Genomic DNA, 26,720 nt, shown 5'->3' on the forward strand with positions numbered 1-26,720 from the left:
TGCGGTGTTCTAGGGTTTCAGCGTGGAACCCGACCTCTTCACCGCAGCAGCAGAAGACCGCCAGGAGAAGGATCCGGCGGCCAGCCCCCTGGCCGTACGCATGCGCCCGCGCACCCTCGACGAGGTCGTCGGCCAGCAGCACCTGCTCGGGCCCGGCTCCCCGCTGCGCCGGCTGGTCGGCGAGGGCAACGGCGGCCCGGCCGGCCCGTCCTCGGTGATCCTGTGGGGCCCGCCCGGCACCGGCAAGACCACCCTGGCCTACGTCGTCTCCAAGGCGACGAACAAGCGGTTCGTGGAGCTGTCCGCGATCACCGCGGGCGTCAAGGAGGTCCGCGCGGTCATCGACGGCGCCCGCCGCGCCACCGGCGCCTTCGGCAAGGAGACCGTCCTCTTCCTGGACGAGATCCACCGCTTCAGCAAGGCCCAGCAGGACTCCCTGCTGCCGGCCGTGGAGAACCGCTGGGTGACCCTGATCGCGGCCACCACGGAGAACCCGTACTTCTCGGTGATCTCCCCGCTGCTCTCCCGCTCCCTCCTGCTCACCCTCGAACCGCTCACCGACGACGACATCCGCTCGCTGCTCCGCCGCGCGCTGAGCGACGAACGCGGCCTCAAGGAGGCCGTCGCCCTCCCAGAGGACACCGAGGAGCACCTGCTCCGCATCGCCGGCGGCGACGCCCGCCGCGCCCTGACCGCCCTGGAGGCCGCCGCCGGGTCCGCGCTGGACCAGGGCGAGGACGCGATCAGCCTGCGGACGCTGGAGCAGACGGTCGACCGGGCCGCCGTGACGTACGACCGCGACGGCGACCAGCACTACGACGTCGCCAGCGCCCTCATCAAGTCCATCCGCGGCTCCGACGTCGACGCGGCCCTGCACTACCTGGCCCGCATGATCGAGGCCGGCGAGGACCCCCGGTTCATCGCCCGCCGCCTGATGATCTCCGCCAGCGAGGACATCGGCCTGGCCGACCCGAACGCGCTGCCCATCGCCGTGGCCGCCGCCCAGGCCGTCGCCATGATCGGCTTCCCGGAGGCCGCGCTCACCCTCAGCCACGCCACGATCGCCCTGGCCCTCGCCCCCAAGTCCAACGCCGCGACCACCGCGATCGGCGCCGCCCTGGAGGACGTGCGCAAGGGCCTGGCGGGACCGGTGCCGCCGCACCTGCGCGACGGGCACTACAAGGGCGCGGCCAAGCTCGGTCACGCCCAGGGGTACGTGTACCCGCACGACCTGCCGGAGGGCATCGCCGAGCAGCAGTACGCCCCGGACGCCCTGAAGGACCGCGCGTACTACACGCCGAGCCGGCACGGCGCCGAGGCCAGGTACGCGGACGCCGTGGAGTGGACCCGCAAGCGCCTCGGTCGCAAGCGGTCCTGAGCACCCTGTAGACTGCCCCGAAGTGCTGAGTCCCGTGCTGTCAGAGCGGGACAGCCGGCCGGAGACCCGGTCCCTCGCGGACCGGCTCCAGGAGCGTCGCGCACCGTCGAACGGTGTCGCGGGCAGCCCACCACCACCCCGGAGCCCCGGGAGCGGTCGGTGGGCCACTCGCGTGCTGCACGTATGTGCCCAGACCAGGGAAGCGGCTGCCCGTCAGGTCCCCTGCGGACCCGGTGGGTTTTCCCGGCTGCGGATGCGACCTCCCTGAACACTGACGAGCCGAACACTACGAAAGAGACGAAAGACAGTGGCGAACCAGTCCCGCCCCAAGGTCAAGAAGTCGCGTGCCCTCGGCATCGCGCTGACCCCGAAGGCCGTCAAGTACTTCGAGGCCCGCCCCTACCCGCCGGGTGAGCACGGCCGCGGCCGCAAGCAGAACTCGGACTACAAGGTCCGTCTGCTGGAGAAGCAGCGCCTGCGCGCTCAGTACGACATCTCCGAGCGCCAGCTGGTCCGCGCCTACGAGCGTGCGTCCAAGGTCCAGGGCAAGACCGGCGAGGCCCTGATCGTGGAGCTGGAGCGCCGCCTCGACGCGCTGGTCCTGCGTTCGGGCATCGCCCGCACGATCTACCAGGCCCGCCAGATGGTCGTGCACGGCCACATCCAGGTCAACGGCCAGAAGGTCGACAAGCCGTCCTTCCGTGTCCGTCCGGACGACGTCGTGCAGGTCCGCGACCGCTCCAAGGACAAGACGCTGTTCCAGATCGCCCGTGAGGGTGGCTTCGCCCCCGACGGCGAGATCCCGCGCTACCTGCAGGTGAACCTCAAGGCCCTGGCGTTCCGCCTGGACCGCGAGCCGAACCGCAAGGAAGTTCCGGTCATCTGCGACGAGCAGCTCGTCGTCGAGTACTACGCCCGCTGACCCTCGTCACGGCGTACGTCCTCAGCCCGCCGTCTCCCCGCCCTTCCGGGTGGGCGAGGCGGCGGGTTCGCGCTGTCCGGGGCGGGTGCGCGGGACCGGGCCCCGGGGCGCGGGCAGCGCCGGCAGCGGCCGTCCGTCCTTCCGCAGCGCCCGGGCGACCGCGCTCTCCCGGTCCAGCCGCGCCCCCCGGCGCACCCACTCCTCGTACCGCTCGTCGCCCAGCGCCTCCCGGGCCGCCGTCTCGCACTGCTCGTGCGGCGCGTTGTAGTAGGCCGAGCCGAACAGCGGCAGTCCGACCGACGGCCACATCCGTCCGGCGGCGCCCTGGAGCACCGCCGCTTCCACCGGATCGCCCTGCGTCACCGTCACCAGGGCCAGCAGCTCGACCGACAGCACCGTGCCCAGCAGGTCGTGGAAGCCGTGGGCGTTGTCCAGGCAGTCCGTCAGCAGCTCCCGCGCGCGGGCCGCGTCACCGCCCTGCCAGGCCGCGTACGCCAGCACGAACAGGGCGTACGACCGCGCCCACCGCTCCCCGTGGTCCTCGCACACCCGGCGCACGTCCTCGCACAGCCGCACCGCGTCCGGCAGGTCCCCCTGGAACGCCCGCGCCATCGCCAGTTCCACCTGGCCCATCAGGACGTTGCTGTTCAGCTCGCCGATCTCCCCGTAGCGGTCCAGCGCCGACCGCAGCAGCGTCTCCGCGCGGGCCATGTCGTCCGTGACCAGGGCCAGGCAGCCGGTGCGGTGCTCGGCGTACGCCACCGCCGCCGGATCGGCGGACCGTTCCGCCTGCTCGCGGCACATCCGCAGGGCCCGCAGCGCCGGTACGGCGTCGCCCTGGAGAACCGCCACGTAGCCGAGCACCCACAGCGCCTTCAGCCGGGACCGCTCGTACCCCGAGTCCAGCTCCAGGCCGCGCTCCAGCCACCGCCGCCCCTCCGCGAGCCGGCCGCACCCCACCCAGCAGAACCACAGCGACCCCGCCAGGTGCTGGCCGAGGTGCGCCTCCTCCGGCTCGGTCAGGCAGAACTCCAGCGCGGTCCGCAGGTTCGGCAGCTCCGCCTCGACCCGCGCGGCCACCTCACGCTGCCGGGGCGAGAACCACTCCAGCTCGCACATGGTGGCGAGGCCCAGGTACCAGTCGCGGTGCCGTCTGCGCAGCCGGCCCGCGTCCCCGGTCGCCTCCAGCCACTCGGCGCCGTAGGCCCGGACGGTGTCGAGCATCCGGTAGCGCGGGCCCGCCGGGGTCTCCTCACGGCAGACCACCGACTGGACCAGCAGCTCCGACAGCACGTCCAGCACGTCGTCGGCGGCCAGCCCGTTCCCGCTGCACACGTACTCGGCCGCCTCCAGGTCGAAGGAGCGCGCGAACACCGACAGCCGTGCCCACAGCAGCCGTTCGGCCGGCGAGCACAGCTCGTGGCTCCAGCCGATCGCCGTGCGCAGCGTCTGGTGGCGGGGGAGCACGTCCCGGCCCCCACCGGTCAGCAGCCGGAACCGGTCGTCCAGGCGCCGCAGCAACTGCGCCGGGGACAGCGCCCGCAGCCGCCCGGCCGCCAGCTCCAGCGCCAGCGGGATGCCCTCCAGCCGCCGGCACAGCTCCCGCACCTCGGTGCCGTCGGCCACCGGCACGCCCTGCGCCCGCGCCCGGTCCGTGAACAGCTCCACCGCCTCGTCCTCGCCGAGCGGCGCCAGCGGGAACAGCCGCTCGCCCGCGAGACCGAGCGGACGCCGGCCGACGGCCAGCACCCGCAGCTCCGGGAGCCTGCGCAGCAGCTCCGCCGTCAGCTCGGCACAGGCGGCCACCAGGTGCTCGAAGCCGTCCAGCACCAACAGGACCCGCCGCCCGGCCAGATGCTCCAGCAGCGTCTGACGGGGCAGGCGCGTCGTGTGGTCGGTCAGCCCCAGCGCCTCCACGGCCGCGTACTCCACGAACTGCGGGTCCCGCACCGCCGCCAGCTCCACCCGCCCCACGACCGGGGCGCCCGCCCGGCCGGTGGACGCCCAGCGCGCCGCCACCCGTGCGGCCAGCCGGGACTTGCCGACCCCGCCCACCCCGGTCACGGTCACCAGCCGTGCCTCGCCGAGCGCCGCCGTCAGCCCGGCCGCCTCGGCCGAGCGCCCGACGAAAGCGGTGAGTTCGAGGGGCGGATCGCCGTCCGCCCGGGAGCCGGGGCTGTGAGGACCTCGCATGGGACACGGAGCGTACTGAACCGTGTTCACCGCGTACAATCGATTCCCGCAACCCCGCCCGCTGCACCCGGTAATCCGGTACGGAGCCTCCGCCCCGGCGCGATAGGCTCGGGACACTGCTTTTGCATGGTTCAGATGTTCAGAGCACGTTTCAGGGAGCGGGTGCGCACAGTGTCCGGTGGTGAGGTGGCCGGGATCCTGGTGGCCGTCTTCTGGGCGATCCTGGTCTCCTTCCTCGCCGTCGCACTGGCGAGGCTGGCCCAGACGCTGAAGGCGACCACCAAGCTCGTGGCGGACGTGACCGATCAGGCGGTCCCGCTGCTCGCCGACGCCTCCCAGGCGGTGCGCTCCGCGCAGACGCAGATCGACCGGGTCGACGCGATCGCCTCCGACGTGCAGGAGGTGACGTCGAACGCCTCCGCGCTGTCCACCACCGTCGCCTCCACCTTCGGCGGTCCGCTGGTGAAGGTCGCGGCCTTCGGCTACGGCGTCCGCCGGGCGCTCGGCGGCCGCAAGGAGGAGGACGTGCCGGGGAAGTCGCCCCGGCGTACCGTGATCGTGGGCCGGACGGTCCCTGCCGCACGGCGCAAGCGGAAGTAAGGACTGAGACCGAGCGATGTTCCGCCGTACGTTCTGGTTCACCACGGGTGTCGCCGCCGGTGTGTGGGCCACCACCAAGGTCAACCGCAAGCTGAAGCAACTGACCCCGGAGAGCCTGGCCGCCACCGCGGCGAACAAGGCCCTGGAGACCGGTCAGCGGCTGAAGGACCGCGCGGTCGGCTTCGCGCTCGACGTCCGCGACAACATGGCCCAGCGGGAGGCCGAGCTGGAGGAGGCGCTCGGCATCCAGGAGAGCCCCGGACTCACGGCGCCCCGGCGGTATGCCGCCATCGAGAACAACCGCAGCAACCCGCAGTACATCGAGAACACGACGTACTCGTACAACCGGAATGAGGACCACTGATGGAGTCGGCCGAGATTCGCCGCCGCTGGCTGAGCTTCTTCGAGGAGCGCGGGCACACCGTCGTCCCTTCGGCGTCGCTCATCGCGGACGACCCGACTCTGCTCCTCGTCCCCGCCGGCATGGTGCCCTTCAAGCCCTACTTCCTGGGTGAGGTCAAGCCGCCGTTCCCGCGCGCCACCAGCGTGCAGAAGTGCGTGCGCACGCCCGACATCGAAGAGGTCGGCAAGACCACGCGCCACGGCACGTTCTTCCAGATGTGCGGCAACTTCTCCTTCGGCGACTACTTCAAGGAAGGCGCCATCAAGCTCGCCTGGGAGCTGCTCACGAGCCCCCAGGACAAGGGCGGTTACGGCCTCGACCCCGAGCGTCTGTGGATCACCGTCTACCAGGACGACGACGAGGCCGAGCAGATCTGGCACGAGGTCGTCGGCGTGCCCAAGGAGCGCATCCAGCGCCTGGGCATGAAGGACAACTTCTGGTCCATGGGCGTCCCCGGCCCCTGCGGCCCCTGCTCCGAGATCAACTACGACCGCGGCCCCGAGTTCGGCGTCGAGGGCGGCCCCGCCGTCAACGACGAGCGGTACGTGGAGATCTGGAACCTCGTCTTCATGCAGTACGAGCGCGGCGAGGGAACCGGCAAGGACAACTTCGAGATCCTCGGGGACCTGCCGAGCAAGAACATCGACACCGGCCTCGGCCTGGAGCGGCTCGCCATGATTCTGCAGGGCGTGCAGAACATGTACGAGATCGACACCTCCATGGCGGTCATCAAGCGCGCCACCGAGCTGACCGGTGTCCACTACGGCGACTCGCACACCTCGGACGTCTCCCTGCGCGTGGTCACCGACCACATGCGCACCGCCACCATGCTCATCGGTGACGGCGTCACGCCCGGCAACGAGGGCCGTGGCTACGTGCTGCGCCGCATCATGCGCCGCGCCATCCGCAACATGCGCCTGCTCGGCGCCACCGGACCGGTCGTCAAGGACCTCATCGACATCGTGATCCGGATGATGGGCCAGCAGTACCCCGAGCTGGTCACCGACCGCGAGCGCATCGAGAAGGTCGCCGTCGCCGAGGAGAACGCCTTCCTCAAGACGCTGAAGGCCGGCACCAACATCCTCGACACCGCCGTCACCGAGACCAAGGCCGCCGGCTCCGCCGTGCTGCCCGGCGACAAGGCCTTCCTGCTCCACGACACCTGGGGCTTCCCGATCGACCTCACCCTGGAGATGGCCGCCGAACAGGGCCTCTCCGTGGACGAGGAGGGCTTCCGCCGCCTGATGAAGGAGCAGCGGGAGCGCGCCAAGGCCGACGCCCAGGCCAAGAAGACCGGCCACGCCGACCTCGGTGCCTACCGCGAGATCGCCGACGCCGCCGGCGAGACCGACTTCATCGGCTACACCGACACCGAGGGCGAGTCCACGATCGTCGGCATCCTCGTCAACGGCGTCTCCTCGCCGGCCGCCACCGAGGGCGACGAGGTCGAGGTCGTCCTGGACCGCACCCCGTTCTACGCCGAGGGCGGCGGCCAGATCGGCGACACCGGCCGGATCAGGGTCGACTCCGGTGCCGTCATCGAGGTCCGCGACTGCCAGAAGCCGGTCCCGGGCGTGTACGTCCACAAGGGCGTCGTCCAGGTCGGCGAGGTGACCGTCGGCGCCAAGGCCCACGCCGCCATCGACGCCCGCCGCCGTACGGCCATCGCCCGCGCCCACTCGGCCACCCACCTCACCCACCAGGCGCTGCGCGACGCCCTCGGCCCGACGGCCGCCCAGGCCGGTTCCGAGAACCAGCCCGGCCGCTTCCGCTTCGACTTCGGCTCCCCGTCCGCCGTGCCGACGGCCGTGATGACCGACGTCGAACAGAAGATCAACGAGGTGCTCGCCCGCGACCTGGACGTGCGCGCCGACATCATGGGCATCGACGAGGCCAAGAAGCAGGGCGCCATCGCCGAGTTCGGCGAGAAGTACGGCGAGCGGGTCCGGGTCGTGACCATCGGCGACTTCTCCAAGGAGCTGTGCGGCGGCACGCACGTGCACAACACCGCCCAGCTGGGTCTGGTCAAGCTGCTCGGCGAGTCCTCCATCGGCTCGGGTGTGCGCCGTATCGAGGCCCTGGTCGGTGTCGACGCCTACAACTTCCTCGCCCGCGAGCACACGGTCGTCCACCAGCTGACCGAACTGCTCAAGGGCCGCCCGGAAGAGCTGCCGGAGAAGGTCTCCGCCATGCTCGGCAAGCTGAAGGACGCCGAGAAGGAGATCGAGAAGTTCCGCGCCGAGAAGGTGCTCCAGGCCGCCGCCGGCCTCGCCGAGTCCGCCAAGGACGTGCGGGGCGTGGCCCTGGTCACCGGCCGGGTCCCGGACGGCACCACCCCGGACGACCTGCGCAAGCTGGTCCTGGACGTGCGCGGCCGCATCCAGGGCGGCCGGGCCGCCGTCGTGGCCCTGTTCACGGTCAACAACGGCAAGCCGCTCACGGTCATCGCCACCAACGAGGCCGCCCGCGAGCGCGGTCTCAAGGCCGGTGACCTGGTCCGTACGGCCGCCAAGACGCTCGGCGGCGGCGGTGGCGGCAAGCCGGACGTCGCCCAGGGCGGCGGCCAGAACCCGGCGGCCGTCGGCGAGGCCGTCGACGCCGTCGAGCGCCTGGTCGCCGAGACCGCCAAGTAGGAAGCGGCCGGAACATGCGCAGAGGACGTCGGCTCGCGATCGACGTCGGGGACGCCCGGATCGGGGTCGCCTCGTGTGACCCCGACGGGATCCTCGCCACCCCGGTGGAGACCGTCCCGGGCCGGGACGTCCCCGCCGCCCACCGCCGGCTGCGTCAGCTGGTGGAGGAGTACGAACCGGTCGAGGTCGTCGTCGGCCTGCCTCGCTCCCTCAAGGGGGGCGAGGGCCCGGCCGCGGTCAAGGTCCGCGCCTTCGCCCAGGAGCTGGCGAGGGGCGTCAAGCCGGTGCCGGTGCGGCTGGTGGACGAGCGGATGACGACGGTGACGGCCAGTCAGGGGCTGCGCGCCTCGGGCGTGAGGTCGAAGAAGGGCCGCGCGGTCATCGACCAGGCCGCCGCCGTCATCATTTTGCAGCAGGCCCTGGAATCCGAACGGGTGTCAGGTGAACCACCCGGCGAAGGCGTCGAAGTGGTCATCTGATCGCGATACGGTAACGTTCCGCGCGATGCGCCGGTGTTCGAACAGCCGGGGCACAGAAAGAGGCGGAGCGGAAGCCGGCCCCCGGCCGCGTGACCGTCGGCCTCGCGGCTCTAGGGGATCGATGACTGAGTATGGCCGGGGCCAAGGCTCCGAACCGTGGCATCCGGAGGACCCGTTGTACGGGGACGGCGGATGGGGACGGCAGGCCCAGGCGGGCCCGCGGTCTCCCTACGGCGGCCAGCCGCAGCACCATCCGCAGGCGCCGCAGCACGGCGACTGGAGCCAGGAACAGCAGCAGCACGGCGACTGGAGTCAGGAGCACCAGCCCGGGTACGGCGACCGGCAGCACCAGTACCACGACGGAACGGGCGCCGAGTACGACCAGCGCTTCGCCCACCAGACCCAGCAGCAGTTCCACCAGGGCGGCTGGGACGCGACCGGCACCCACGGCCAGGTGCCCTACGCCGCCGACCCCGGCGACCCGTACGGCCAGCAGCCCGTGGCCTACGGCGCGGAGCAGCCCGACTTCTACCCGACCGAGGACGCCTACCCGCCGCCGGAGCCGCCCGGCCGCCGGCAGCCCGGGCCGGAGTCCGAGCCGGAGGCGGCCGGCGAGGAGGAGCACGCCTTCTTCGCGGCAGACGGCGACGAGGACGGCGAGGAGGAGCACGAGCTCCAGAGCCGGCGTGAGCGGCGCGGCAAGAAGCCCGTCAAGAGCAGGAAGCGGCGCACCGGCTGTGCCTGCATGGTGGTCGTCCTGGTGTTCGGCGGCGGCCTCGGCGGCGTCGGGTACTTCGGCTACAAGTTCTACCAAAATCGTTTCGGCACGGCTCCGGACTACGCGGGTAACGGCAACGGCGAACAGGTCACGGTCGAGATCCCCAAGGGCGCGGGCGGCTGGGAGATCGGCCAGAAGCTGAAGGACGCGGGCGTCGTCGAGAGCGCGGCCGCGTTCGTCTCCGCACTCCAGGCCAACCCTGACGGCAAGTCCCTCCAGGACGGTGTCTACACCCTCCAGAAGGAGATGTCCGCCGCCAGTGCGGTGGAACTGATGCTGAGTCCGAAGAGCCGCAGCAACCTGATCATCGCCGAGGGTCTTCGCAACACGGCGGTGTACGCCCTGATCGACAAGCGCCTCGGCGTGTCGGCGGGCACCACGGCGCGCGTCGCGAAGAAGGAGTACAAGCACCTCGGGCTGCCTGCCTGGGCGACGGACCACCCGAATCTCAAGGACCCGCTGGAAGGGTTCCTGTACCCGTCCAGCTACGCCGTCGCCAAGGGGCAGAAGCCCGAAGCCGTCCTGAGGAAGATGGTCGCCCAGGCGTCCGCCGAGTACCGGAGACTGGGCCTGGAGAAGAAGGCCCAGGTGCTCGGCCTGGACAGCCCCTGGCAGGTGCTCACCGTCGCGAGCCTGGTGCAGGCCGAGGGCACCAGCCACGACGACTTCCGCAAGATGGCGGAGGTCGTCTACAACCGCCTCAAGCTGGACAACCCGCAGACGTACGGGCGGCTGGAGTTCGACTCCACGTACAACTACGTGAAGAACCAGAGCAAGATCGACCTGAGCGTCGCCGAGCTGCGCCGGTACAACAGCCCCTACAACACCTACTTCACCAAGGGACTGCCGCCGGGCCCCATCGACAACCCCGGCGAGGAAGCGCTCAAGGGCTCGCTCAACCCGACCCACGACGGCTGGTACTACTTCATCTCCATGGACGGCAAGACCAGCAAGTTCACGAAGACGCTCGCGGAGCACGAGGAGCTGGTCAACCAGTGGAACGAGGCGAGGAAGAAGAACTGACGGCGGGCGCGAGGGGCACCGGCGGACCGTCGCCCGGCCCCGGGACGCGAGGGCGGTAGGATCGGCCCAGGGGTTCGGCGGACGGTCGGCAGGCGACGGGGACCGAACGCCCGGAGCGTCCACCGGATCGAAGCTCAAGGACAGGTGCCCATGGCGTCAGGGGTAGTCGGTGGCCGCCGTGCCGCCGTGCTCGGTTCGCCGATCGCCCATTCCCTCTCCCCGGTGCTGCACCGGGCCGCGTACGAGGCGGCCGGCCTCACCGGCTGGTCGTACGAGCGCTTCGACGTCGACGAGGCCGCCCTGCCCGGCTTCCTGGACCGGCTCGGTCCGGAGTGGGCGGGGCTGTCGCTGACGATGCCGCTGAAACGGGCGGTCATCCCGCTGGTGGACGAGATCAGCGACACGGCCGCCTCGGTCGACGCGGTCAACACGCTCGTCCTCACCGAGGACGGCCGCCGGCTCGGCGACAACACCGACATCCCGGGCATGGTGGCCGCCCTGCGCGAGCACGGCATCGAACAGGTCGACTCCGCCGCCGTCCTCGGCGCCGGCGCCACCGCCTCCTCCGCGCTCGCCGCGCTCGCCCGGATCTGCACCGGCGAGGTCGTCGCCTACGTCCGCAGCGAGGCCCGCGCCGCCGAGATGCGGCAGTGGGGCGAACGGCTCGACGTGGACGTCCGCACGGCGGACTGGGCCGACGCGGCCGAGGCCCTACGCGCCCCGCTGGTCATCGCCACCACGCCCGCCGGCACGACCGACGCCCTCGCCGCCGCCGTACCCGAACGCCCCGCCACCCTCTTCGACGTGCTCTACGACCCCTGGCCCACCGAGCTCGCGGCCCGCTGGTCCATGTTCGGCGGTGCCGTGGTCGGCGGCCTCGACCTGCTGGTCCACCAGGCCGTGCTCCAGTTCGAGCAGATGACCGGGCACACGCCGGGCCCGCTGGCGGCCATGCGGCACGCCGGCGAGCAGGCGCTCGCGGCCCGCTGACAACCGCACCCGTCCGCCTGCTGGACCGGCGGCCGGTCCGCGCCCCGGGACGTGGGAGGATCGGAGGTGGCGTACCGGGGTCGCGCACCCGGCGGCGCCGTCGCCGTGCACGAGGACGCGTGTACGGCGGGCAGTACCGGGCGCGAGCACTGAGGAGCACCGTTGAGCAGGCTGCGTTGGCTGACCGCGGGGGAGTCCCACGGTCCCGCACTTGTCGCGACGCTGGAGGGTCTTCCCGCCGGCGTGCCGATCACCACGGAGATGGTGGCGGACCACCTGGCGCGGCGGCGGCTCGGCTATGGCCGCGGTGCGCGGATGAAGTTCGAGCGCGACGAGGTCACGTTCCTCGGCGGGGTCCGGCACGGGCTGACCCTGGGCTCCCCCGTGGCGATCATGGTGGGCAACACCGAGTGGCCGAAGTGGGAGCAGGTCATGGCGGCCGACCCGGTCGACCCCGAGGTGCTGGCGGGCCTGGCCCGCAACGCGCCGCTGACCCGCCCCCGCCCCGGCCACGCCGACCTGGCGGGCATGCAGAAGTACGGCTTCGACGAGGCCCGCCCGATCCTGGAGCGCGCCTCGGCCCGCGAGACGGCGGCCCGGGTGGCGCTGGGCGCGGTCGCCCGGTCGTACCTGAAGGAGACGGCCGGCGTCGAGATCGTCTCCCACGTCGTCGAGCTGTGCTCCGTCAAGGCCCCGCGGGGCGTCTACCCCACCCCGGCCGACGTCGGCAAGCTCGACGCCGACCCGGTGCGCTGCCTCGACGCGGACGCCTCCAAGGCGATGGTCGCGGAGATCGACCAGGCTCACAAGGACGGCGACACCCTGGGCGGCGTGGTCGAGGTGCTGGCCTACGGCGTCCCGGTCGGCCTCGGCTCGCACGTGCACTGGGACCGCAAGCTGGACGCCCGCCTCGCCGGCGCGCTCATGGGCATCCAGGCGATCAAGGGCGTCGAGATCGGCGACGGCTTCGAACTGGCCCGCGTGCCCGGCTCCCAGGCCCACGACGAGATCGTGGGCACGCCGGAGGGCATCCGGCGCGTCTCCGGCCGGTCGGGCGGCACCGAGGGCGGCCTCAGCACCGGTGAGCTGCTGCGGGTGCGCGCGGCGATGAAGCCGATCGCCACCGTGCCGCGCGCCCTCAGGACGGTGGACGTCACCACCGGCGAGCCCGCCCAGGCCCACCACCAGCGCTCCGACGTCTCCGCCGTCCCGGCGGCCGGCATCGTCGCCGAGGCCATGGTGGCGCTCGTCCTCGCGGACGCGGTCGCCGAGAAGTTCGGCGGTGACTCCGTCCCGGAGACGCGCCGCAACGTCCGGTCGTACCTCGACAACCTGGTGATCCGGTGAGCGGCATGCCGCGGGTCGTCCTGGTCGGGCCGATGGGCGTGGGCAAGTCCACCGTCGGCCGGCTGCTCGCCGAGCGCCTCGGCGTCGGCTACCGGGACACCGACGAGGACATCGTGGCGGCCGGGGGCCGCACCATCGCCGAGATCTTCGTGGACGAGGGCGAGGCCGCCTTCCGCGCCCTGGAGAAGGCCGCCGTGCGGGCCGCGCTCGCCGAGCACCGGGGCGTCGTCGCGCTGGGCGGCGGGGCGGTCCTGGACGCGGACACGCGCGCGCTGCTGGCCGGACAGCGGGTGCTGTACCTCTCGATGGAGGTCGACGAGGCCGTCAAGCGCACCGGTCTGAACGTGGCCCGCCCGCTGCTCGCGGTCAACCCGCGCAAGCAGTGGCGGGAGCTGATGGAGGCGCGCCGGCACCTGTACGAGGAGGTCGCCACCGCCGTCGTCGCGACGGACGGCCGCACTCCGGAAGAGGTCGCGCAGGCGGCGCTGGACGCACTGGAGTTGAAGCAGGTATGAGCGAGGCAGTCACCCGGATCCAGATCGCCGGCACCGCGGGCACCGACCCCTACGAGGTGCTGGTGGGCCGACAGCTCCTGGGCGAGCTGCCCGGGCTGATCGGGGCACGGGCCAAGCGGGTCGCCGTGATCCACCCGGAGGCGCTGGCGGAGACCGGGGAGGCGCTGCGCGCCGACCTGGCCGACCAGGGCTACGAGGCCGTGGCGATCCAGGTGCCCAACGCGGAGGAGGCCAAGACCGCCGAGGTCGCCGCCTACTGCTGGAAGGCGCTGGGCCAGAGCGGCTTCACCCGCACCGACGTCGTCGTCGGTGTCGGCGGCGGCGCCACCACCGACCTGGCCGGGTTCGTCGCCGCGACCTGGCTGCGCGGGGTGCGCTGGATCGCCGTTCCCACGACCGTGCTGGCCATGGTCGACGCGGCGGTCGGCGGCAAGACCGGCATCAACACCGCCGAGGGCAAGAACCTGGTCGGCGCCTTCCACCCGCCGGCCGGTGTGCTGTGTGACCTGGCCGCGCTGGACTCCCTGCCGGTGCACGACTACGTCTCCGGCCTCGCCGAGATCATCAAGGCGGGGTTCATCGCCGACCCGGTGATCCTGGACCTGATCGAGGCCGACCCGCAGGCCGCCCGCACCCCGGCGGGCCCGCACACGTCCGAGCTGATCGAGCGGTCGATCCGGGTGAAGGCCGACGTCGTCTCCTCGGACCTGAAGGAATCGGGCCGGCGGGAGATCCTGAACTACGGTCACACGCTCGGCCACGCGATCGAGAAGAACGAGCGGTACAAGTGGCGGCACGGGGCCGCGGTCGCGGTCGGCATGCACTTCGCCGCCGAACTGGGCCGCCTCGCGGGCCGCTTGGACGACGCGACGGCCGACCGCCACCGCAGCGTCCTCGAATCGGTCGGCCTGCCGCTGCACTACCGCTACGACCAGTGGCCCAAGCTGCTGGAGGCGATGAAGGTCGACAAGAAGTCCCGTGGCGACCTGCTGCGCTTCATCGTCCTGGACGGCCTGGCCAGGCCGACCGTCCTGGAGGGCCCGGACCCGGCCGTCCTCCTCGCCGCCTACGGCGAAGTCGGCCAGTAGGCCCCCGGACCGCCCGCCGCGTCCGACTTCCTTCGCCCGCGGGGCACTTCTGACCGTCCCCGGCCGTTTCACCAAACGACGGCCGGGGACGGTACCGTTCGGTAGCGAGCGGGGCCACGCCCCTGCTGCCAGCGCCAGTTGTGTGTACGAGACGGAGTGGCAACGGATGCAGCACGCAGTGGGGTCTCCGCTGCCGCCGCCCCACCAGCCGGGGCAGGGCCCGCACGCCGGCTGGGCGCCGGCGGCGCACCACCCGGGTCCGCCCCCGGGGGCCTCGGGGCCCGCCCCCGTTCCCCCTCCGCCGGGCTTTCCGGCTCCGCCCGGACCGGTCCCGCCGGCCCCGCCGCAGCCCCCGGCCCCCTCCGGCCAGGTGCCGCCGCCCCCGCCCCCGCAGCACACCGCCGGCCCGCAGACCCCCGACAGCACGGGACACGTCCCGCTGCCACCCGGCGGTCCCGTCGGCGCCCCCGCGGCCCCGCCCGCCGCGGCCATGGCACCGGACCCGACGGCGACCACCCTCGCCGTCCTCCTCATCGGCCCGGCCGGCGCGGGCAAGACCAGCGTCGCCAAGTACTGGGCGGACCACCGCCGGGTCCCCACGGCCCACATCAGCCTGGACGACGTCCGCGAATGGGTGCGCTCCGGCTTCGCCGACCCGCAGTCCGGCTGGAACGACAACTCGGAGGCCCAGTACCGGCTGGCCCGTCGCACCTGCGGGTTCGCCGCGCGCAACTTCCTGGCCAACGGCATCTCCTGCATCCTGGACGACGCCGTCTTCCCGGACCGCCCGGTCGTCGGCCTCGGCGGGTGGAAGCGGCACGTGGGTCCCGGCCTGCTCCCGGTGGTCCTGCTCCCGGGGCTCGACGTCGTTCTGGAGCGCAACGCCGAGCGCACCGGCAATCGCCGCCTGACGGACGAGGAGGTGGCCCGTATCCACGGGCGCATGGCGGGCTGGTACGGCTCGGGTCTGCCGATCATCGACAATTCCCAGCTGGACGTTCCGGGCACGGCCCGCGTGCTGGACGAGGTGCTGGCGAGGGCGATGGCGAGCCCGCCGAACTGGTGAGCGGGCGCCTCCGGCCAGGCCGGTGACTTCCTGGCCGACGGAGTCTCCTGCGTCCGCTTCCGGATCTCGACGTCGTTATGGGCGCGACGCCGACCGCACCGGCAACCGCCGCCTGACGGGCGCATGGCGGGCCGGTACGGCTCGGGTCCGCCGATCGCCGATCCTTGCGCGCGGGCGCCCCGGCGCTCCACCGCACCCCGCCCCACCTGCCCCGCGACCCCACTCGGCCCTCGCCGATCGGCACAATCCGGACAAACCTCCTACGCTCATCTCATGTCAGAGGTGTACGCGAACCGCCGATCCCGGCTGAGGGACCACTTCAACGCGGCCGGCACCGCGGCAGCGCTCGTCACCCGCCCGGCCAATGTCCGCTACCTCGCCGCCGCGGCCCCGCGGGGCGCCGTGCTGCTGATCGGCAGGGGCGAGGACGTCCTGGTGTGCGCCGGTCCGCCCGGCGACCGCCCCCACGAAGGCCAGCCGGACGAGAACCTGCGCCTGCACGTCCTCCCGGCGCCCGACGGCGACGCCGCCGTCACCGCGGCCGGCTTCGCCGCCGAGCAGGGCGCCGACTCCCTGGCGGTCGAGGAACACCACCTCACCGTCACCCGGCACCGGGCCATCGCCTCCGTCGCCCCGGGGCTGCGCCTCATCGACCTCGGCGGGGCCGTGGAGCAGCTCAGGGTCGTCAAGGACGAGGAGGAGATCTCGTGCCTGCGCATCGGCGCCGAGATCGCCGACCAGGCCCTCGGCGAGCTGCTGGAGTCCATCCTGGTCGGCCGCACCGAACGGCACCTCGCGCTGGAGCTGGAGCGGCGCCTGGTCGACCACGGCGCCGACGGCCCGGCCTTCCCCACGTCCGTGGCGACCGGACCGCACGCCGGGCGCCGCGGCCACCGCCCCACCGACCGGCGGGTGGAGGAGGGCGACTTCCTCTCCGTCTGCCTCGGCGCCACCTACCGCGGCTACCGCTGCGAGATCGGCCGCACCTTCGTCATCGGCACCTCACCCGCCGACTGGCAGATCGAGCTGTACGACCTGGTCTTCGCCGCCCAGCGGGCCGGACGCGAGTTCCTGGCACCCGGCGCCGCCTACCGTGACGTGGACCGCGCCGCACGCCAGGTACTGGACTCCGCGGGCTATGCGGAGGCCCTCCCACCGCTGACCGGACACGGTGTCGGACTCGAAATCGACGAGGACCCGCAGTTGGCCCCCGCGGCCATGGGTAAACTGGACGCTTGCGTGCCGGTCACCGTCGAACCGGGGGTCCACCTCCCGGGCCGGGGCGGCGTCCGGATCGATGACACGCTCGTCGTGCGCCCCGAGGCGGACGGCGGACCCGAGCTACTCACCATCACGACCAAGGAGCTGCTCGCGCTGTAGGAGTGCGTGCCCCGGGGTCGTCCACGTCAGTCCAGGAGATTCCGCAACCGTGGCTTCCACGAACGACCTCAAGAACGGCCTGGTGCTCAAGCTCGAAGGCGGCCAGCTCTGGTCCGTCGTCGAGTTCCAGCACGTCAAGCCCGGCAAGGGCCCCGCCTTCGTGCGCACCAAGCTCAAGAACGTGCTCTCCGGCAAGGTCGTCGACAAGACCTTCAACGCCGGTGTCAAGGTCGAGACGGCCACTGTCGACAAGCGCGACATGCAGTTCTCGTACATGGACGGCGAGTACTTCGTCTTCATGGACATGGAGACCTACGACCAGCTGATGGTCGACCGCAAGGCCGTCGGCGACGCCGCCAACTTCCTCATCGAGGGCTTCACGGCCACCGTCGCGCAGCACGAGGGCGAGGTGCTCTTCGTCGAGCTGCCGGCCGCCGTCGAGCTGACCGTCCAGGAGACCGAGCCGGGCGTCCAGGGCGACCGCTCCACCGGTGGCACCAAGCCCGCCACCCTGGAGACCGGCCACCAGATCCAGGTCCCGCTCTTCATCACCACCGGTGAGAAGATCAAGGTCGACACCCGCACCAGCGACTACCTCGGCCGGGTGAACAGCTAACCGTGGCTGCCCGCAATACGGCCCGCAAGCGTGCCTTCCAGATCCTCTTCGAGGGCGACCAGCGCGGCGCCGACGTCCTGACCGTCCTCGCGGACTGGATCCGGCTCTCCCGGTCCGACACCCGGCAGCCGCCGGTCAGCGAGTACACGATGCAGCTGGTCGAGGGCTACGCGGAGCACGCGAAGCGGATCGACGAGCTGATCGCCCAGTACGCGGTGGGCTGGACGCTCGACCGGATGCCGGTCGTGGACCGCAACATCCTGCGGCTGGGCGCGTACGAGCTGATCTGGGTCGACGAGACCCCGGACGCCGTCGTCCTGGACGAGATGGTGCAGCTGGCGAAGGAGTTCTCGACCGACGAGTCGCCGTCGTTCGTCAACGGCCTGCTGGGCCGCCTGAAGGAACTCAAGCCGTCCCTGCGCCGGGACGAGGCGTAACCGCCCGACAGCCCATGCCGGAGGGCCCGCGGCACACCAGTGCCGCGGGCCCTCCGGCGTTCGCCGTACCGACGCCGAAAAGCCGCCGGGGTGGCCGGAACCGTAGCGTTCCGGCCACCCCGGCGGCACGTTTCTGCTGAGGCGGGTGAGGGCGGTTACGCGTCTTCGTGCGTCGCCACCGCGCGGCGCGCGTCCGCGTCCAGGACGCCCCAGCTGATCAGCTGCTCGGTCAGGACCGAGGGGGACTGGTCGTAGATGACGGCGAGTGTGCGCAGGTCGTCCTGGCGGATGGAGAGCACCTTGCCGTTGTAGTCACCGCGCTGGGACTGGATCGTCGCCGCGTAGCGCTGCAGGGGGCCCGCCTTCTCGGCCGGCACGGTGGCCAGCCGCTCCAGGTCCAGGACCAGCTTCGGCGGCGGCTCGGCGGCGCCGCCCGGCGTGGTGCCCGGCAGAAGCTCCTGGACCGGGACGCCATAGAAATCGGCCAGCTCGGCCAGGCGCTGCACGGTCACGGCACGGTCGCCGCGCTCGTAGGAACCGACCACCACGGCCTTCCAGCGCCCCTGGGACTTCTCCTCGACACCGTGGAGGGAAAGGCCCTGCTGGGTGCGGATGGCCCGGAGCTTGGCCCCGAGCTGTTTGGCGTATTCGCTGGACATATAGCTCCCCGGACACTGTGTCGACGCGGCCGGCTGCTTTCCCGCCGCGCGGCTGGTAACTCACTGTGAGGTTACGCAGCGTGACTCTGATGCGTCAAGCCGAATGGTCCACACCGACTCTTCCGTGGTAGTGACGACCGATTAGGCCAAGCGGGTGACAGGGGGCGGTCGGGGCCGCCCAGGTGACCTGCTACGGTGGATGGCGCAATTCCGACGTCCTTTAAGGTCCGTCCCGTGAGGCGGAGAAGGAGGTCCGTTTCGTATGGACAAGCACGCCACGCCCGCGTCCGATGCACGGCCCGTTCTCGAGGGCCCCGACATCGCACGGGTGCTCACCCGTATCGCCCACGAGATCGTCGAGCGCGCCAAGGGCGCCGACGACGTGGTGCTCCTCGGCATTCCGACCCGGGGCGTCTTCCTCGCCCAGCGGCTCGCCGCCAAGCTGGAGCAGATCACCGACCGCGCGGTCCCGGTCGGCTCGCTCGACATCACCATGTACCGCGACGACCTGCGCATGCACCCGCCGCGCGCGCTGGCCCGCACCGAGATCCCGGGCGACGGCATCGACGGCCGACTCGTCGTCCTCGTCGACGACGTGCTCTTCTCCGGGCGCACCATCCGCGCCGCCCTCGACGCCCTGAACGACATCGGGCGCCCGCGCGCGGTGCAGCTCGCGGTCCTGGTCGACCGCGGCCACCGCGAACTGCCCATCCGCGCCGACTACGTCGGCAAGAACCTCCCCACGTCGCTGCGGGAGACGGTCAAGGTCCAGCTCGCCGAGGAGGACGGTCGCGACACCGTGCTGCTCGGTGCGAAGCCGGCCGCTCAGTAGCACGTCAGGCGCACGGCCGCCGCGGCGTGCCGCGAACACGCGCCCGCCTGCCCGAAATCTCCCGAATGAACTGCCTTACGGAGCCTGACAGATGCAGCGTCATCTCATCTCGGCCGCCGACCTCACCCGCGACGACGCCGTCCTGATCCTCGACACCGCCGAGGAGATGGCCCGGGTGGCGGATCGGCCGATCAAGAAGCTGCCGACCCTGCGCGGCCGGACGATCGTCAACCTCTTCTTCGAGGACTCCACGCGCACGCGCATCTCCTTCGAGGCCGCCGAGAAGCGCCTGTCCGCGGACGTCATCAACTTCTCCGCCAAGGGGTCCTCGGTGTCCAAGGGCGAGTCCCTGAAGGACACCGCGCAGACCCTGGAGGCCATGGGCGTCGACGCCGTGGTCATCCGGCACGGCGCCTCCGGCGCCCCGTACCGCCTGGCCAATTCCGGCTGGATCGACGCGGCCGTCATCAACGCCGGCGACGGCACCCACCAGCACCCCACCCAGGCCCTGCTGGACGCCTTCACCATGCGCCGCCGGCTCATCGGCCGCGACGCCGGGCTCGGCCAGGACCTGTCCGGCAAGCGGATCACCGTCGTCGGCGACGTCCTGCACAGCCGGGTCGCCCGCTCCAACGTCGACCTGCTGCACACGCTCGGCGCCGAGGTGACGCTGGTCGCCCCGCCCACCCTCGTGCCGGTCGGCGTCGACTCCTGGCCGTGCGCGGTCTCCTACGACCTCGACAGCACGCTGCCCAAGTCCGACGCCGTGATGATGCTCCGCGTCCAGCGCGAGCGGATGAACGCCGCTTTCTTCCCGACCGAGCGCGAGTACTCGCGGCGCTACGGCCTCGACGGCGACCGCATGGCCCGGCTGCCGGAGCACGCCATCGTCATGCACCCCGGCCCGATGGTGCGCGGCATGGAGATCACCGCCGAGGTCGCCGACTCCGGCCGCTGCACCGCCGTCGAGCAGGTCGCCAACGGCGTGTCCATCCGGATGGCCGTCCTGTATCTGCTGCTCGGCGGGAACGAGCCTGCCGTCACCCACTCCCGTACCGAGGAGAAGTAAGACACATGAGCAAGATCCTGATCCGTGGTGCGAAGGTGCTCGGCGGCGCTCCGCAGGACGTGCTGATCGACGGCGAGACCGTCGCCGAGGTCGGTACGGGGCTGTCCGCCGACGGCGCCGAAGTCGTCGAGGCCGGCGGCAAGGTGCTGCTGCCGGGCCTGGTCGACCTGCACACCCACCTGCGCGAGCCGGGCCGCGAGGACTCCGAGACCGTCCTCACCGGCACCCGCGCGGCGGCCAGCGGCGGCTACACGGCCGTCTTCGCCATGGCCAACACCTTCCCGGTGGCCGACACCGCCGGTGTGGTCGAGCAGGTCTGGCGGCTCGGCCAGGAGCACGGCTACTGCGACGTCCAGCCCATCGGCGCCGTCACCGTCGGCCTGGAGGGCAGGAAGCTCGCCGAGCTGGGCGCCATGCACGAGTCCGCCGCCGGCGTCACCGTCTTCTCCGACGACGGCAAGTGCGTGGACGACGCCGTGATCATGCGCCGCGCGCTGGAGTACGTGAAGGCCTTCGGTGGTGTCGTCGCCCAGCACGCGCAGGAGCCGCGGCTCACCGAGGGCGCCCAGATGAACGAGGGCGTGGTCTCCGCCGAGCTGGGCCTGGGCGGCTGGCCTGCCGTCGCCGAGGAGTCGGTCATCGCCCGCGACGTCCTCCTCGCCGACCACGTCGGCTCCCGCGTCCACATCTGCCACCTGTCGACCGCCGGCTCCGTGGAGATCGTCCGCTGGGCCAAGTCCCGGGGCATCCAGGTCACCGCCGAGGTCACCCCGCACCACCTGCTGCTCACCGACGAGCTGGTGCGCACCTACGACCCGGTCTACAAGGTCAACCCGCCGCTGCGCACCGAGCGCGACGTGCTGGCCCTGCGCGAGGCGCTCGCCGACGGCACGATCGACATCGTCGCCACCGACCACGCCCCGCACCCGCACGAGGACAAGGACTGCGAGTGGGCCGCTGCCGCCATGGGCATGGTCGGCCTGGAGACCGCCTTGTCAGTGGTCCAGGAGACGATGGTGGACACGGGCCTGCTGGACTGGGCCGGCGTCGCCGACCGCATGGCCTTCAAGCCCGCGCGCATCGGACAGGCCACCGGCCACGGCCGTCCCGTCTCGGCTGGTGAGCCCGCCAACCTCACCCTGGTCGACACGGAATACCGTGGCCGGGTGGACCCCGCGGGCTTCGCCTCGCGCAGCCGCAACACGCCCTACGAGGGGCGTGAGCTGCCGGGCCGTGTGACGCACACGTGGCTGCGGGGCAAGGCCACGCTCGTCGACGGGAAGCTCACGTGACACCTGTAATCCTGCTGGCCGAGGCCAAGCGGTCGGCCGACGTCACCGACTGGCCGGCCCGTATCGGCTGGCTCGTCGGACTGGTCCTCTTCATCGCGCTCGTCTACTGGCTGATGCGCGAGGGCTGGAAGTGGCGCGGCACCCTCCAGAGCGACCTGCCGGAGCTGCCGGCCGCGCCGGAGGAGACCGGCCCGGCCAGACTGAGCATGAGCGGCCGCTACCACGGTTCCACCACCGCCGGACAGTGGCTGGACCGCATCGTGGCCCACGGCCTGGGCACCCGCAGCCGGGCCGAGCTCACCCTGACCGACGCGGGCCTCGAGGTCGAGCGCCCCGGCGCGACCGACTTCTTCGTCCCCACGGCGGCGCTGCGCGGGGCCCGGCTGGACAAGGGCATCGCCGGCAAGGTCCTCACCGAGGGCGGACTGCTGGTGGTGACCTGGGCGCTCGGCGACAAGCTGATCGACTCGGGCTTCCGCTCCGACCACGCGGCCGAGCACGCCGAGTGGGTCGACACCCTGAACCAGATGACCAACGACACGGAAGGCGCACGATGACGACCTCCACCAGGGGAGCCGCGAAGGTTCCCGCCGTACTCGTCCTGGAGGACGGCCGCACCTTCCGCGGCCGCGCCTACGGGGCCGTGGGGGAGACCTTCGGCGAGGCCGTGTTCTCCACCGGCATGACCGGCTACCAGGAGACCCTCACCGACCCGTCCTACGACCGCCAGATCGTCGTCGCGACCGCCCCCCAGATCGGCAACACCGGCTGGAACGACGAGGACGACGAGTCCGGCCGCATCTGGGTCTCCGGCTACGTCGTGCGCGACCCCGCGCGCGTGCCGTCCAACTGGCGGGCCAAGCGCTCCCTGGACGACGAGCTGGAGCGGCAGGGCGTGGTCGGCATCTCCGGCATCGACACCCGGGCCCTCACCCGCCACCTGCGCGAGCGCGGCTCCATGCGGGCCGGCATCTTCTCCGGCGAGGCCATCGCCCCGGAGGCCGAGCTGCTCCAGCGCGTCCAGGCCCAGCCGCACATGAAGGGCGCGAGCCTCTACGAGGAGGTCGCCACCCAGGAGGCGTACGTCGTCCCGGCGGTCGGCGAGAAGCGGTTCACGGTCGCCGCCATCGACCTCGGCATCAAGGGCATGACCCCGCACCGCATGGCCGAGCGCGGCATCGAGGTGCACGTCCTGCCCGCCACCGCCACGGCCGACGACGTCTACGCCGTCGACCCGGACGGGGTGTTCTTCTCCAACGGTCCCGGCGACCCGGCGACCGCCGACGGCCCGGTCGCGCTGATGACCGCCGTGCTGGAGCGCAGGACCCCGCTGTTCGGCATCTGCTTCGGCAACCAGATCCTCGGCCGGGCCCTCGGCTTCGGCACCTACAAGCTGAAGTACGGCCACCGGGGCATCAACCAGCCGGTCCAGGACCGTACGACCGGCAAGGTCGAGGTCACCGCGCACAACCACGGCTTCGCCGTGGACGCGCCGCTCGACAAGGTCAGCGAGACGAAGTTCGGCCGTGCCGAGGTCTCGCACGTCTGCCTGAACGACGACGTCGTGGAGGGGCTGCAGCTGCTCGACCAGCCGGCCTTCTCCGTCCAGTACCACCCCGAAGCGGCAGCCGGCCCGCACGACGCCGCCTACCTCTTCGACCGCTTCGTTTCCCTGATGGAGGGCCAGCGTGCCTAAGCGCACCGATATCCAGTCCGTCCTGGTCATCGGCTCCGGCCCGATCGTCATCGGCCAGGCCGCCGAGTTCGACTACTCCGGCACCCAGGCCTGCCGTGTGCTCAAGGCCGAGGGGCTGCGCGTCGTCCTCGTCAACTCCAACCCGGCGACGATCATGACCGACCCGGAGATCGCCGACGCCACCTACGTCGAGCCGATCACCCCCGAGTTCGTCGAGAAGATCATCGCCAAGGAGCGCCCCGACGCCCTGCTGCCCACCCTGGGCGGCCAGACGGCCCTGAACACCGCCATCTCCCTGCACGAGAACGGCGTCCTCGCCAAGTACGGCGTGGAGCTGATCGGCGCCAAGCCCGAGGCGATCCACAAGGGCGAGGACCGCGACCTGTTCAAGGACGTCGTGGAGGAGGTCCGCAAGAAGATCGGGCACGGCGAGTCCGCCCGCTCGGTCATCTGCCACTCCATGGACGACGTCCTCAAGGGCGTCGAGACCCTCGGCGGCTACCCGGTCGTCGTCCGCCCGTCCTTCACCATGGGCGGCGCCGGCTCCGGCTTCGCGCACGACGAGGAGGAGCTGCGCCGGATCGCCGGCCAGGGCCTCACGCTCTCCCCGACCACCGAGGTCCTCCTGGAGGAGTCCATCCTCGGCTGGAAGGAGTACGAGCTGGAGCTGATGCGCGACAAGAACGACAACGTCGTGGTCGTCTGCTCCATCGAGAACTTCGACCCCATGGGCGTGCACACCGGCGACTCGATCACCGTCGCCCCGGCGATGACGCTGACCGACCGCGAGTACCAGGTGCTGCGCGACGTCGGCATCGCGATCATCCGCGAGGTGGGGGTCGACACCGGCGGCTGCAACATCCAGTTCGCGGTGAACCCCGAGGACGGCCGGGTCATCGTCATCGAGATGAACCCGCGCGTGTCGCGGTCCTCCGCGCTCGCCTCCAAGGCGACCGGCTTCCCGATCGCGAAGATCGCCGCCAAGCTGGCCGTCGGCTACACCCTGGACGAGATCCCCAACGACATCACGCAGGAGACCCCCGCCTCCTTCGAGCCCACGCTCGACTACGTGGTCGTCAAGGCCCCGCGGTTCGCCTTCGAGAAGTTCCCGCAGGCCGACTCCACGCTGACCACCACCATGAAGTCGGTCGGCGAGGCCATGGCCATCGGCCGCAACTTCCCGGAGGCCTTCCAGAAGGCGCTGCGCTCCCTGGAGAAGAAGGGCAGCCAGTTCGCCTTCACGGGCGAGCCCGGCGACAAGGAGACCCTGCTGCGCGAGGCCGTACGGCCCACCGACGGCCGGATCAACACGGTCATGCAGGCCATCCGCGCGGGCGCCACCCCCCAGGAGGTCTTCGAGTACACGAAGATCGACCCCTGGTTCGTCGACCAGCTCTTCCTGATCAAGGAGATCGCCGACGAGCTGGCCGAGGCGCCCGAGCTGACCCGCGAACTGCTCGCCGAGGCCAAGCGGCACGGCTTCTCCGACCAGCAGGTCGCCGAGATCCGCGGGCTGCGCGAGGACGTCGTCCGCGAGGTCCGGCACGCCCTCGGCGTCCGCCCGGTCTACAAGACGGTCGACACCTGCGCCGCCGAGTTCGCCGCGAAGACGCCGTACTTCTACTCCTCCTACGACGAGGAGACCGAGGTCGCGCCCCGCGAGAAGCCCGCCGTGATCATCCTGGGCTCGGGCCCGAACCGCATCGGCCAGGGCATCGAGTTCGACTACTCCTGCGTACACGCCTCCTTCGCGCTGTCCGCCGCCGGGTACGAGACCGTCATGGTCAACTGCAACCCGGAGACCGTCTCCACGGACTACGACACCTCCGACCGCCTGTACTTCGAGCCGCTGACGCTGGAGGACGTGCTGGAGATCGTCCACGCGGAGCAGCAGGCCGGCCCGATCGCGGGCGTCGTCGTCCAGCTCGGCGGCCAGACCCCGCTCGGCCTGTCGCAGGCCCTGAAGGACAACGGCGTGCCGATCGTCGGCACGTCCCCCGAGGCCATCCACGCGGCCGAGGACCGCGGCGCCTTCGGCCGCGTCCTCGCCGAGGCGGGCCTGCCGGCGCCCAAGCACGGCACGGCCACCACCTTCGCGGAGGCCAAGGCCATCGCCGACGAGATCGGCTACCCGGTCCTGGTCCGGCCGTCGTACGTCCTCGGCGGACGCGGCATGGAGATCGTCTACGACGAGACCCGCCTGGCCTCCTACATCGCCGAGTCGACCGAGATCAGCCCCTCCCGGCCGGTCCTCGTCGACCGCTTCCTGGACGACGCCATCGAGATCGACGTCGACGCCCTCTACGACGGCGAGGAGCTGTACCTCGGCGGCGTCATGGAGCACATCGAGGAGGCCGGCATCCACTCCGGCGACTCGGCGTGCGCCCTGCCCCCGATCACCCTCGGCGGCTTCGATATCAAGCGCCTGCGCGCCTCCACCGAGGCCATCGCCAAGGGCGTCGGCGTGCGCGGCCTGATCAACATCCAGTTCGCGATGGCCGGTGACATCCTCTACGTCCTGGAGGCCAACCCGCGCGCCTCGCGCACGGTGCCCTTCACCTCCAAGGCGACCGCCGTGCCGCTCGCGAAGGCCGCCGCCCGCATCTCGCTGGGCGCGACCATCGCCGAGCTGCGCGCCGAGGGCCTGCTGCCGAAGGACGGCGACGGCGGCGAGCTGCCGCTGGACGCGCCGATCTCCGTCAAGGAGGCCGTCATGCCGTGGTCGCGGTTCCGCGACATCCAGGGCCGCGGCGTCGACACCGTCCTCGGCCCGGAGATGCGCTCCACCGGTGAGGTCATGGGCATCGACTCCGTCTTCGGCACGGCGTACGCCAAGTCGCAGGCGGGTGCCTACGGCCCGCTGCCCACCAAGGGCCGCGCGTTCATCTCGGTCGCCAACCGCGACAAGCGCTCGATGATCTTCCCGGCGCGCGAACTGGTCGCCCACGGCTTCGAGCTGCTCGCCACCTCCGGCACCGCCGAGGTCCTCAAGCGCAACGGCATCAACGCCACGGTCGTGCGCAAGCAGTCCGAGGGCACCGGCCCCAACGGCGAGCGGACCATCGTCCAGCTCATCCACGACGGCGAGGTCGACCTCATCGTCAACACCCCGTACGGCACCGGCGGCCGCCTCGACGGCTACGACATCCGTACGGCGGCCGTGGCGCGGTCCGTGCCGTGCCTGACGACCGTCCAGGCGCTCGCCGCGGCCGTCCAGGGCATCGACGCCCTCAACCACGGTGACGTGGGCGTCCGCTCGCTCCAGGAACACGCGGAACACCTGACCGCGGCCCGCGACTAGCAGCCCCGAGGGGGACACCGGAA

At 71.8% G+C, this 26,720-nt stretch carries 23 protein-coding genes; 21 read left to right on the forward strand and 2 right to left on the reverse strand.

All coding sequences use genetic code 11. The features are described from left to right. Window positions 1–22: 22 nt before the first annotated feature. Together ACZ5DC_RS18840 and rpsD are read left to right on the forward strand one after the other, a co-directional pair. A complete protein-coding gene (locus tag ACZ5DC_RS18840) occupies window positions 23–1,378 on the forward strand; it encodes a replication-associated recombination protein A (RefSeq protein ID WP_468654015.1) in 1,356 nt (451 codons plus the stop codon). 307 nt (window positions 1,379–1,685) lie between these two features. Continuing rightward, window positions 1,686–2,300, forward strand: coding sequence for a 30S ribosomal protein S4 (rpsD, locus tag ACZ5DC_RS18845; protein ID WP_366750888.1), 615 nt, complete (start codon window positions 1,686–1,688; stop codon window positions 2,298–2,300). 21 nt (window positions 2,301–2,321) lie between these two features. On the opposite strand, the gene ACZ5DC_RS18850 is transcribed toward rpsD, so the two are convergent. After that, entirely contained in the window at window positions 2,322–4,493 is a 2,172-nt protein-coding gene (locus tag ACZ5DC_RS18850; protein WP_468654018.1) for an ATP-binding protein, read from the reverse strand. Between the two features lie 162 nt (window positions 4,494–4,655). Here ACZ5DC_RS18850 and ACZ5DC_RS18855 point away from each other — a divergent pair, with 162 nt between their 5' ends. From ACZ5DC_RS18855 to nusB, 13 genes are all read left to right on the forward strand, one after another. Continuing rightward, complete coding sequence (locus ACZ5DC_RS18855; RefSeq protein ID WP_086011507.1) at window positions 4,656–5,093, forward strand: DUF948 domain-containing protein; 438 nt, start codon at window positions 4,656–4,658, stop codon at window positions 5,091–5,093. Between the two features lie 16 nt (window positions 5,094–5,109). Further along, a complete protein-coding gene (locus ACZ5DC_RS18860) occupies window positions 5,110–5,457 on the forward strand; it encodes a hypothetical protein (RefSeq protein ID WP_171158147.1) in 348 nt (115 codons plus the stop codon). Beyond that, the gene (gene alaS, locus ACZ5DC_RS18865; RefSeq protein WP_468654020.1) at window positions 5,457–8,129 is read left to right on the forward strand and encodes an alanine--tRNA ligase; all 2,673 of its coding nucleotides are present in this window, start codon (window positions 5,457–5,459) and stop codon (window positions 8,127–8,129) included. Before ACZ5DC_RS18860 ends, alaS begins: the two co-directional genes overlap by 1 nt. Window positions 8,130–8,143: 14 nt before the next feature. Next, window positions 8,144–8,608: a Holliday junction resolvase RuvX gene (ruvX, locus tag ACZ5DC_RS18870; protein WP_468654022.1), complete on the forward strand. Its 465-nt coding sequence runs from the start codon at window positions 8,144–8,146 to the stop codon at window positions 8,606–8,608. Window positions 8,609–8,729: 121 nt separating this feature from the next. Further along, window positions 8,730–10,409, forward strand: coding sequence for an endolytic transglycosylase MltG (gene mltG, locus ACZ5DC_RS18875; protein WP_468654024.1), 1,680 nt, complete (start codon window positions 8,730–8,732; stop codon window positions 10,407–10,409). Window positions 10,410–10,559: 150 nt separating this feature from the next. Then, on the forward strand, window positions 10,560–11,399 hold the full coding sequence (locus ACZ5DC_RS18880; protein ID WP_468654026.1) for a shikimate dehydrogenase: 840 nt from the start codon (window positions 10,560–10,562) through the stop codon (window positions 11,397–11,399). Window positions 11,400–11,561: 162 nt separating this feature from the next. Beyond that, on the forward strand, window positions 11,562–12,746 hold the full coding sequence (gene aroC / locus ACZ5DC_RS18885) for a chorismate synthase (protein WP_468654028.1): 1,185 nt from the start codon (window positions 11,562–11,564) through the stop codon (window positions 12,744–12,746). Window positions 12,747–12,751: 5 nt separating this feature from the next. Further along, window positions 12,752–13,261, forward strand: a complete 510-nt coding sequence (locus ACZ5DC_RS18890) for a shikimate kinase (protein ID WP_468654190.1) — start codon at window positions 12,752–12,754, stop codon at window positions 13,259–13,261. After that, the gene (aroB, locus tag ACZ5DC_RS18895) at window positions 13,258–14,349 is read left to right on the forward strand and encodes a 3-dehydroquinate synthase (RefSeq protein ID WP_468654030.1); all 1,092 of its coding nucleotides are present in this window, start codon (window positions 13,258–13,260) and stop codon (window positions 14,347–14,349) included. Before ACZ5DC_RS18890 ends, aroB begins: the two co-directional genes overlap by 4 nt. Window positions 14,350–14,515: 166 nt before the next feature. Then, complete coding sequence (locus tag ACZ5DC_RS18900) at window positions 14,516–15,415, forward strand: Pro-rich N-terminal domain-containing protein (RefSeq protein WP_468654032.1); 900 nt, start codon at window positions 14,516–14,518, stop codon at window positions 15,413–15,415. A 273-nt stretch (window positions 15,416–15,688) separates the two neighbouring features. Further along, on the forward strand, window positions 15,689–16,795 hold the full coding sequence (locus ACZ5DC_RS18905; RefSeq protein ID WP_468654034.1) for an aminopeptidase P family protein: 1,107 nt from the start codon (window positions 15,689–15,691) through the stop codon (window positions 16,793–16,795). Window positions 16,796–16,844: 49 nt separating this feature from the next. Further along, on the forward strand, window positions 16,845–17,411 hold the full coding sequence (gene efp, locus ACZ5DC_RS18910) for an elongation factor P (RefSeq protein WP_009187601.1): 567 nt from the start codon (window positions 16,845–16,847) through the stop codon (window positions 17,409–17,411). A gap of 2 nt (window positions 17,412–17,413) precedes the next feature. Further along, entirely contained in the window at window positions 17,414–17,848 is a 435-nt protein-coding gene (gene nusB, locus ACZ5DC_RS18915) for a transcription antitermination factor NusB (protein WP_014671525.1), read from the forward strand. Between the two features lie 155 nt (window positions 17,849–18,003). Here the strand turns inward: nusB and bldD are convergent, their stop codons facing one another. Beyond that, window positions 18,004–18,507 carry a transcriptional regulator BldD gene (gene bldD / locus ACZ5DC_RS18920; protein ID WP_020938842.1) on the reverse strand — a complete coding sequence of 168 codons (504 nt, stop codon included), beginning with the start codon at window positions 18,505–18,507 and terminating at the stop codon, window positions 18,004–18,006. Window positions 18,508–18,769: 262 nt separating this feature from the next. Here bldD and pyrR point away from each other — a divergent pair, with 262 nt between their 5' ends. The 6 genes from pyrR to carB all read left to right on the forward strand — a co-directional run bounded on the left by pyrR (window position 18,770) and on the right by carB (window position 26,697). Then, the gene (gene pyrR / locus ACZ5DC_RS18925; protein WP_468654037.1) at window positions 18,770–19,339 is read left to right on the forward strand and encodes a bifunctional pyr operon transcriptional regulator/uracil phosphoribosyltransferase PyrR; all 570 of its coding nucleotides are present in this window, start codon (window positions 18,770–18,772) and stop codon (window positions 19,337–19,339) included. Window positions 19,340–19,430: 91 nt separating this feature from the next. Further along, complete coding sequence (locus ACZ5DC_RS18930; protein WP_171158167.1) at window positions 19,431–20,408, forward strand: aspartate carbamoyltransferase catalytic subunit; 978 nt, start codon at window positions 19,431–19,433, stop codon at window positions 20,406–20,408. A gap of 5 nt (window positions 20,409–20,413) precedes the next feature. After that, a complete protein-coding gene (locus ACZ5DC_RS18935) occupies window positions 20,414–21,700 on the forward strand; it encodes a dihydroorotase (protein WP_468654039.1) in 1,287 nt (428 codons plus the stop codon). Further along, entirely contained in the window at window positions 21,697–22,257 is a 561-nt protein-coding gene (locus ACZ5DC_RS18940) for a PH-like domain-containing protein (protein WP_468654041.1), read from the forward strand. The genes ACZ5DC_RS18935 and ACZ5DC_RS18940 overlap by 4 nt, the downstream gene beginning before the upstream one ends. Then, window positions 22,254–23,396 carry a glutamine-hydrolyzing carbamoyl-phosphate synthase small subunit gene (carA, locus tag ACZ5DC_RS18945; RefSeq protein ID WP_468654043.1) on the forward strand — a complete coding sequence of 381 codons (1,143 nt, stop codon included), beginning with the start codon at window positions 22,254–22,256 and terminating at the stop codon, window positions 23,394–23,396. Before ACZ5DC_RS18940 ends, carA begins: the two co-directional genes overlap by 4 nt. Beyond that, on the forward strand, window positions 23,389–26,697 hold the full coding sequence (carB, locus tag ACZ5DC_RS18950) for a carbamoyl-phosphate synthase large subunit (protein WP_468654045.1): 3,309 nt from the start codon (window positions 23,389–23,391) through the stop codon (window positions 26,695–26,697). Before carA ends, carB begins: the two co-directional genes overlap by 8 nt. Window positions 26,698–26,720: the final 23 nt, after the last annotated feature.

The organism is Streptomyces sp. NPDC031445, assembly GCF_055581365.1.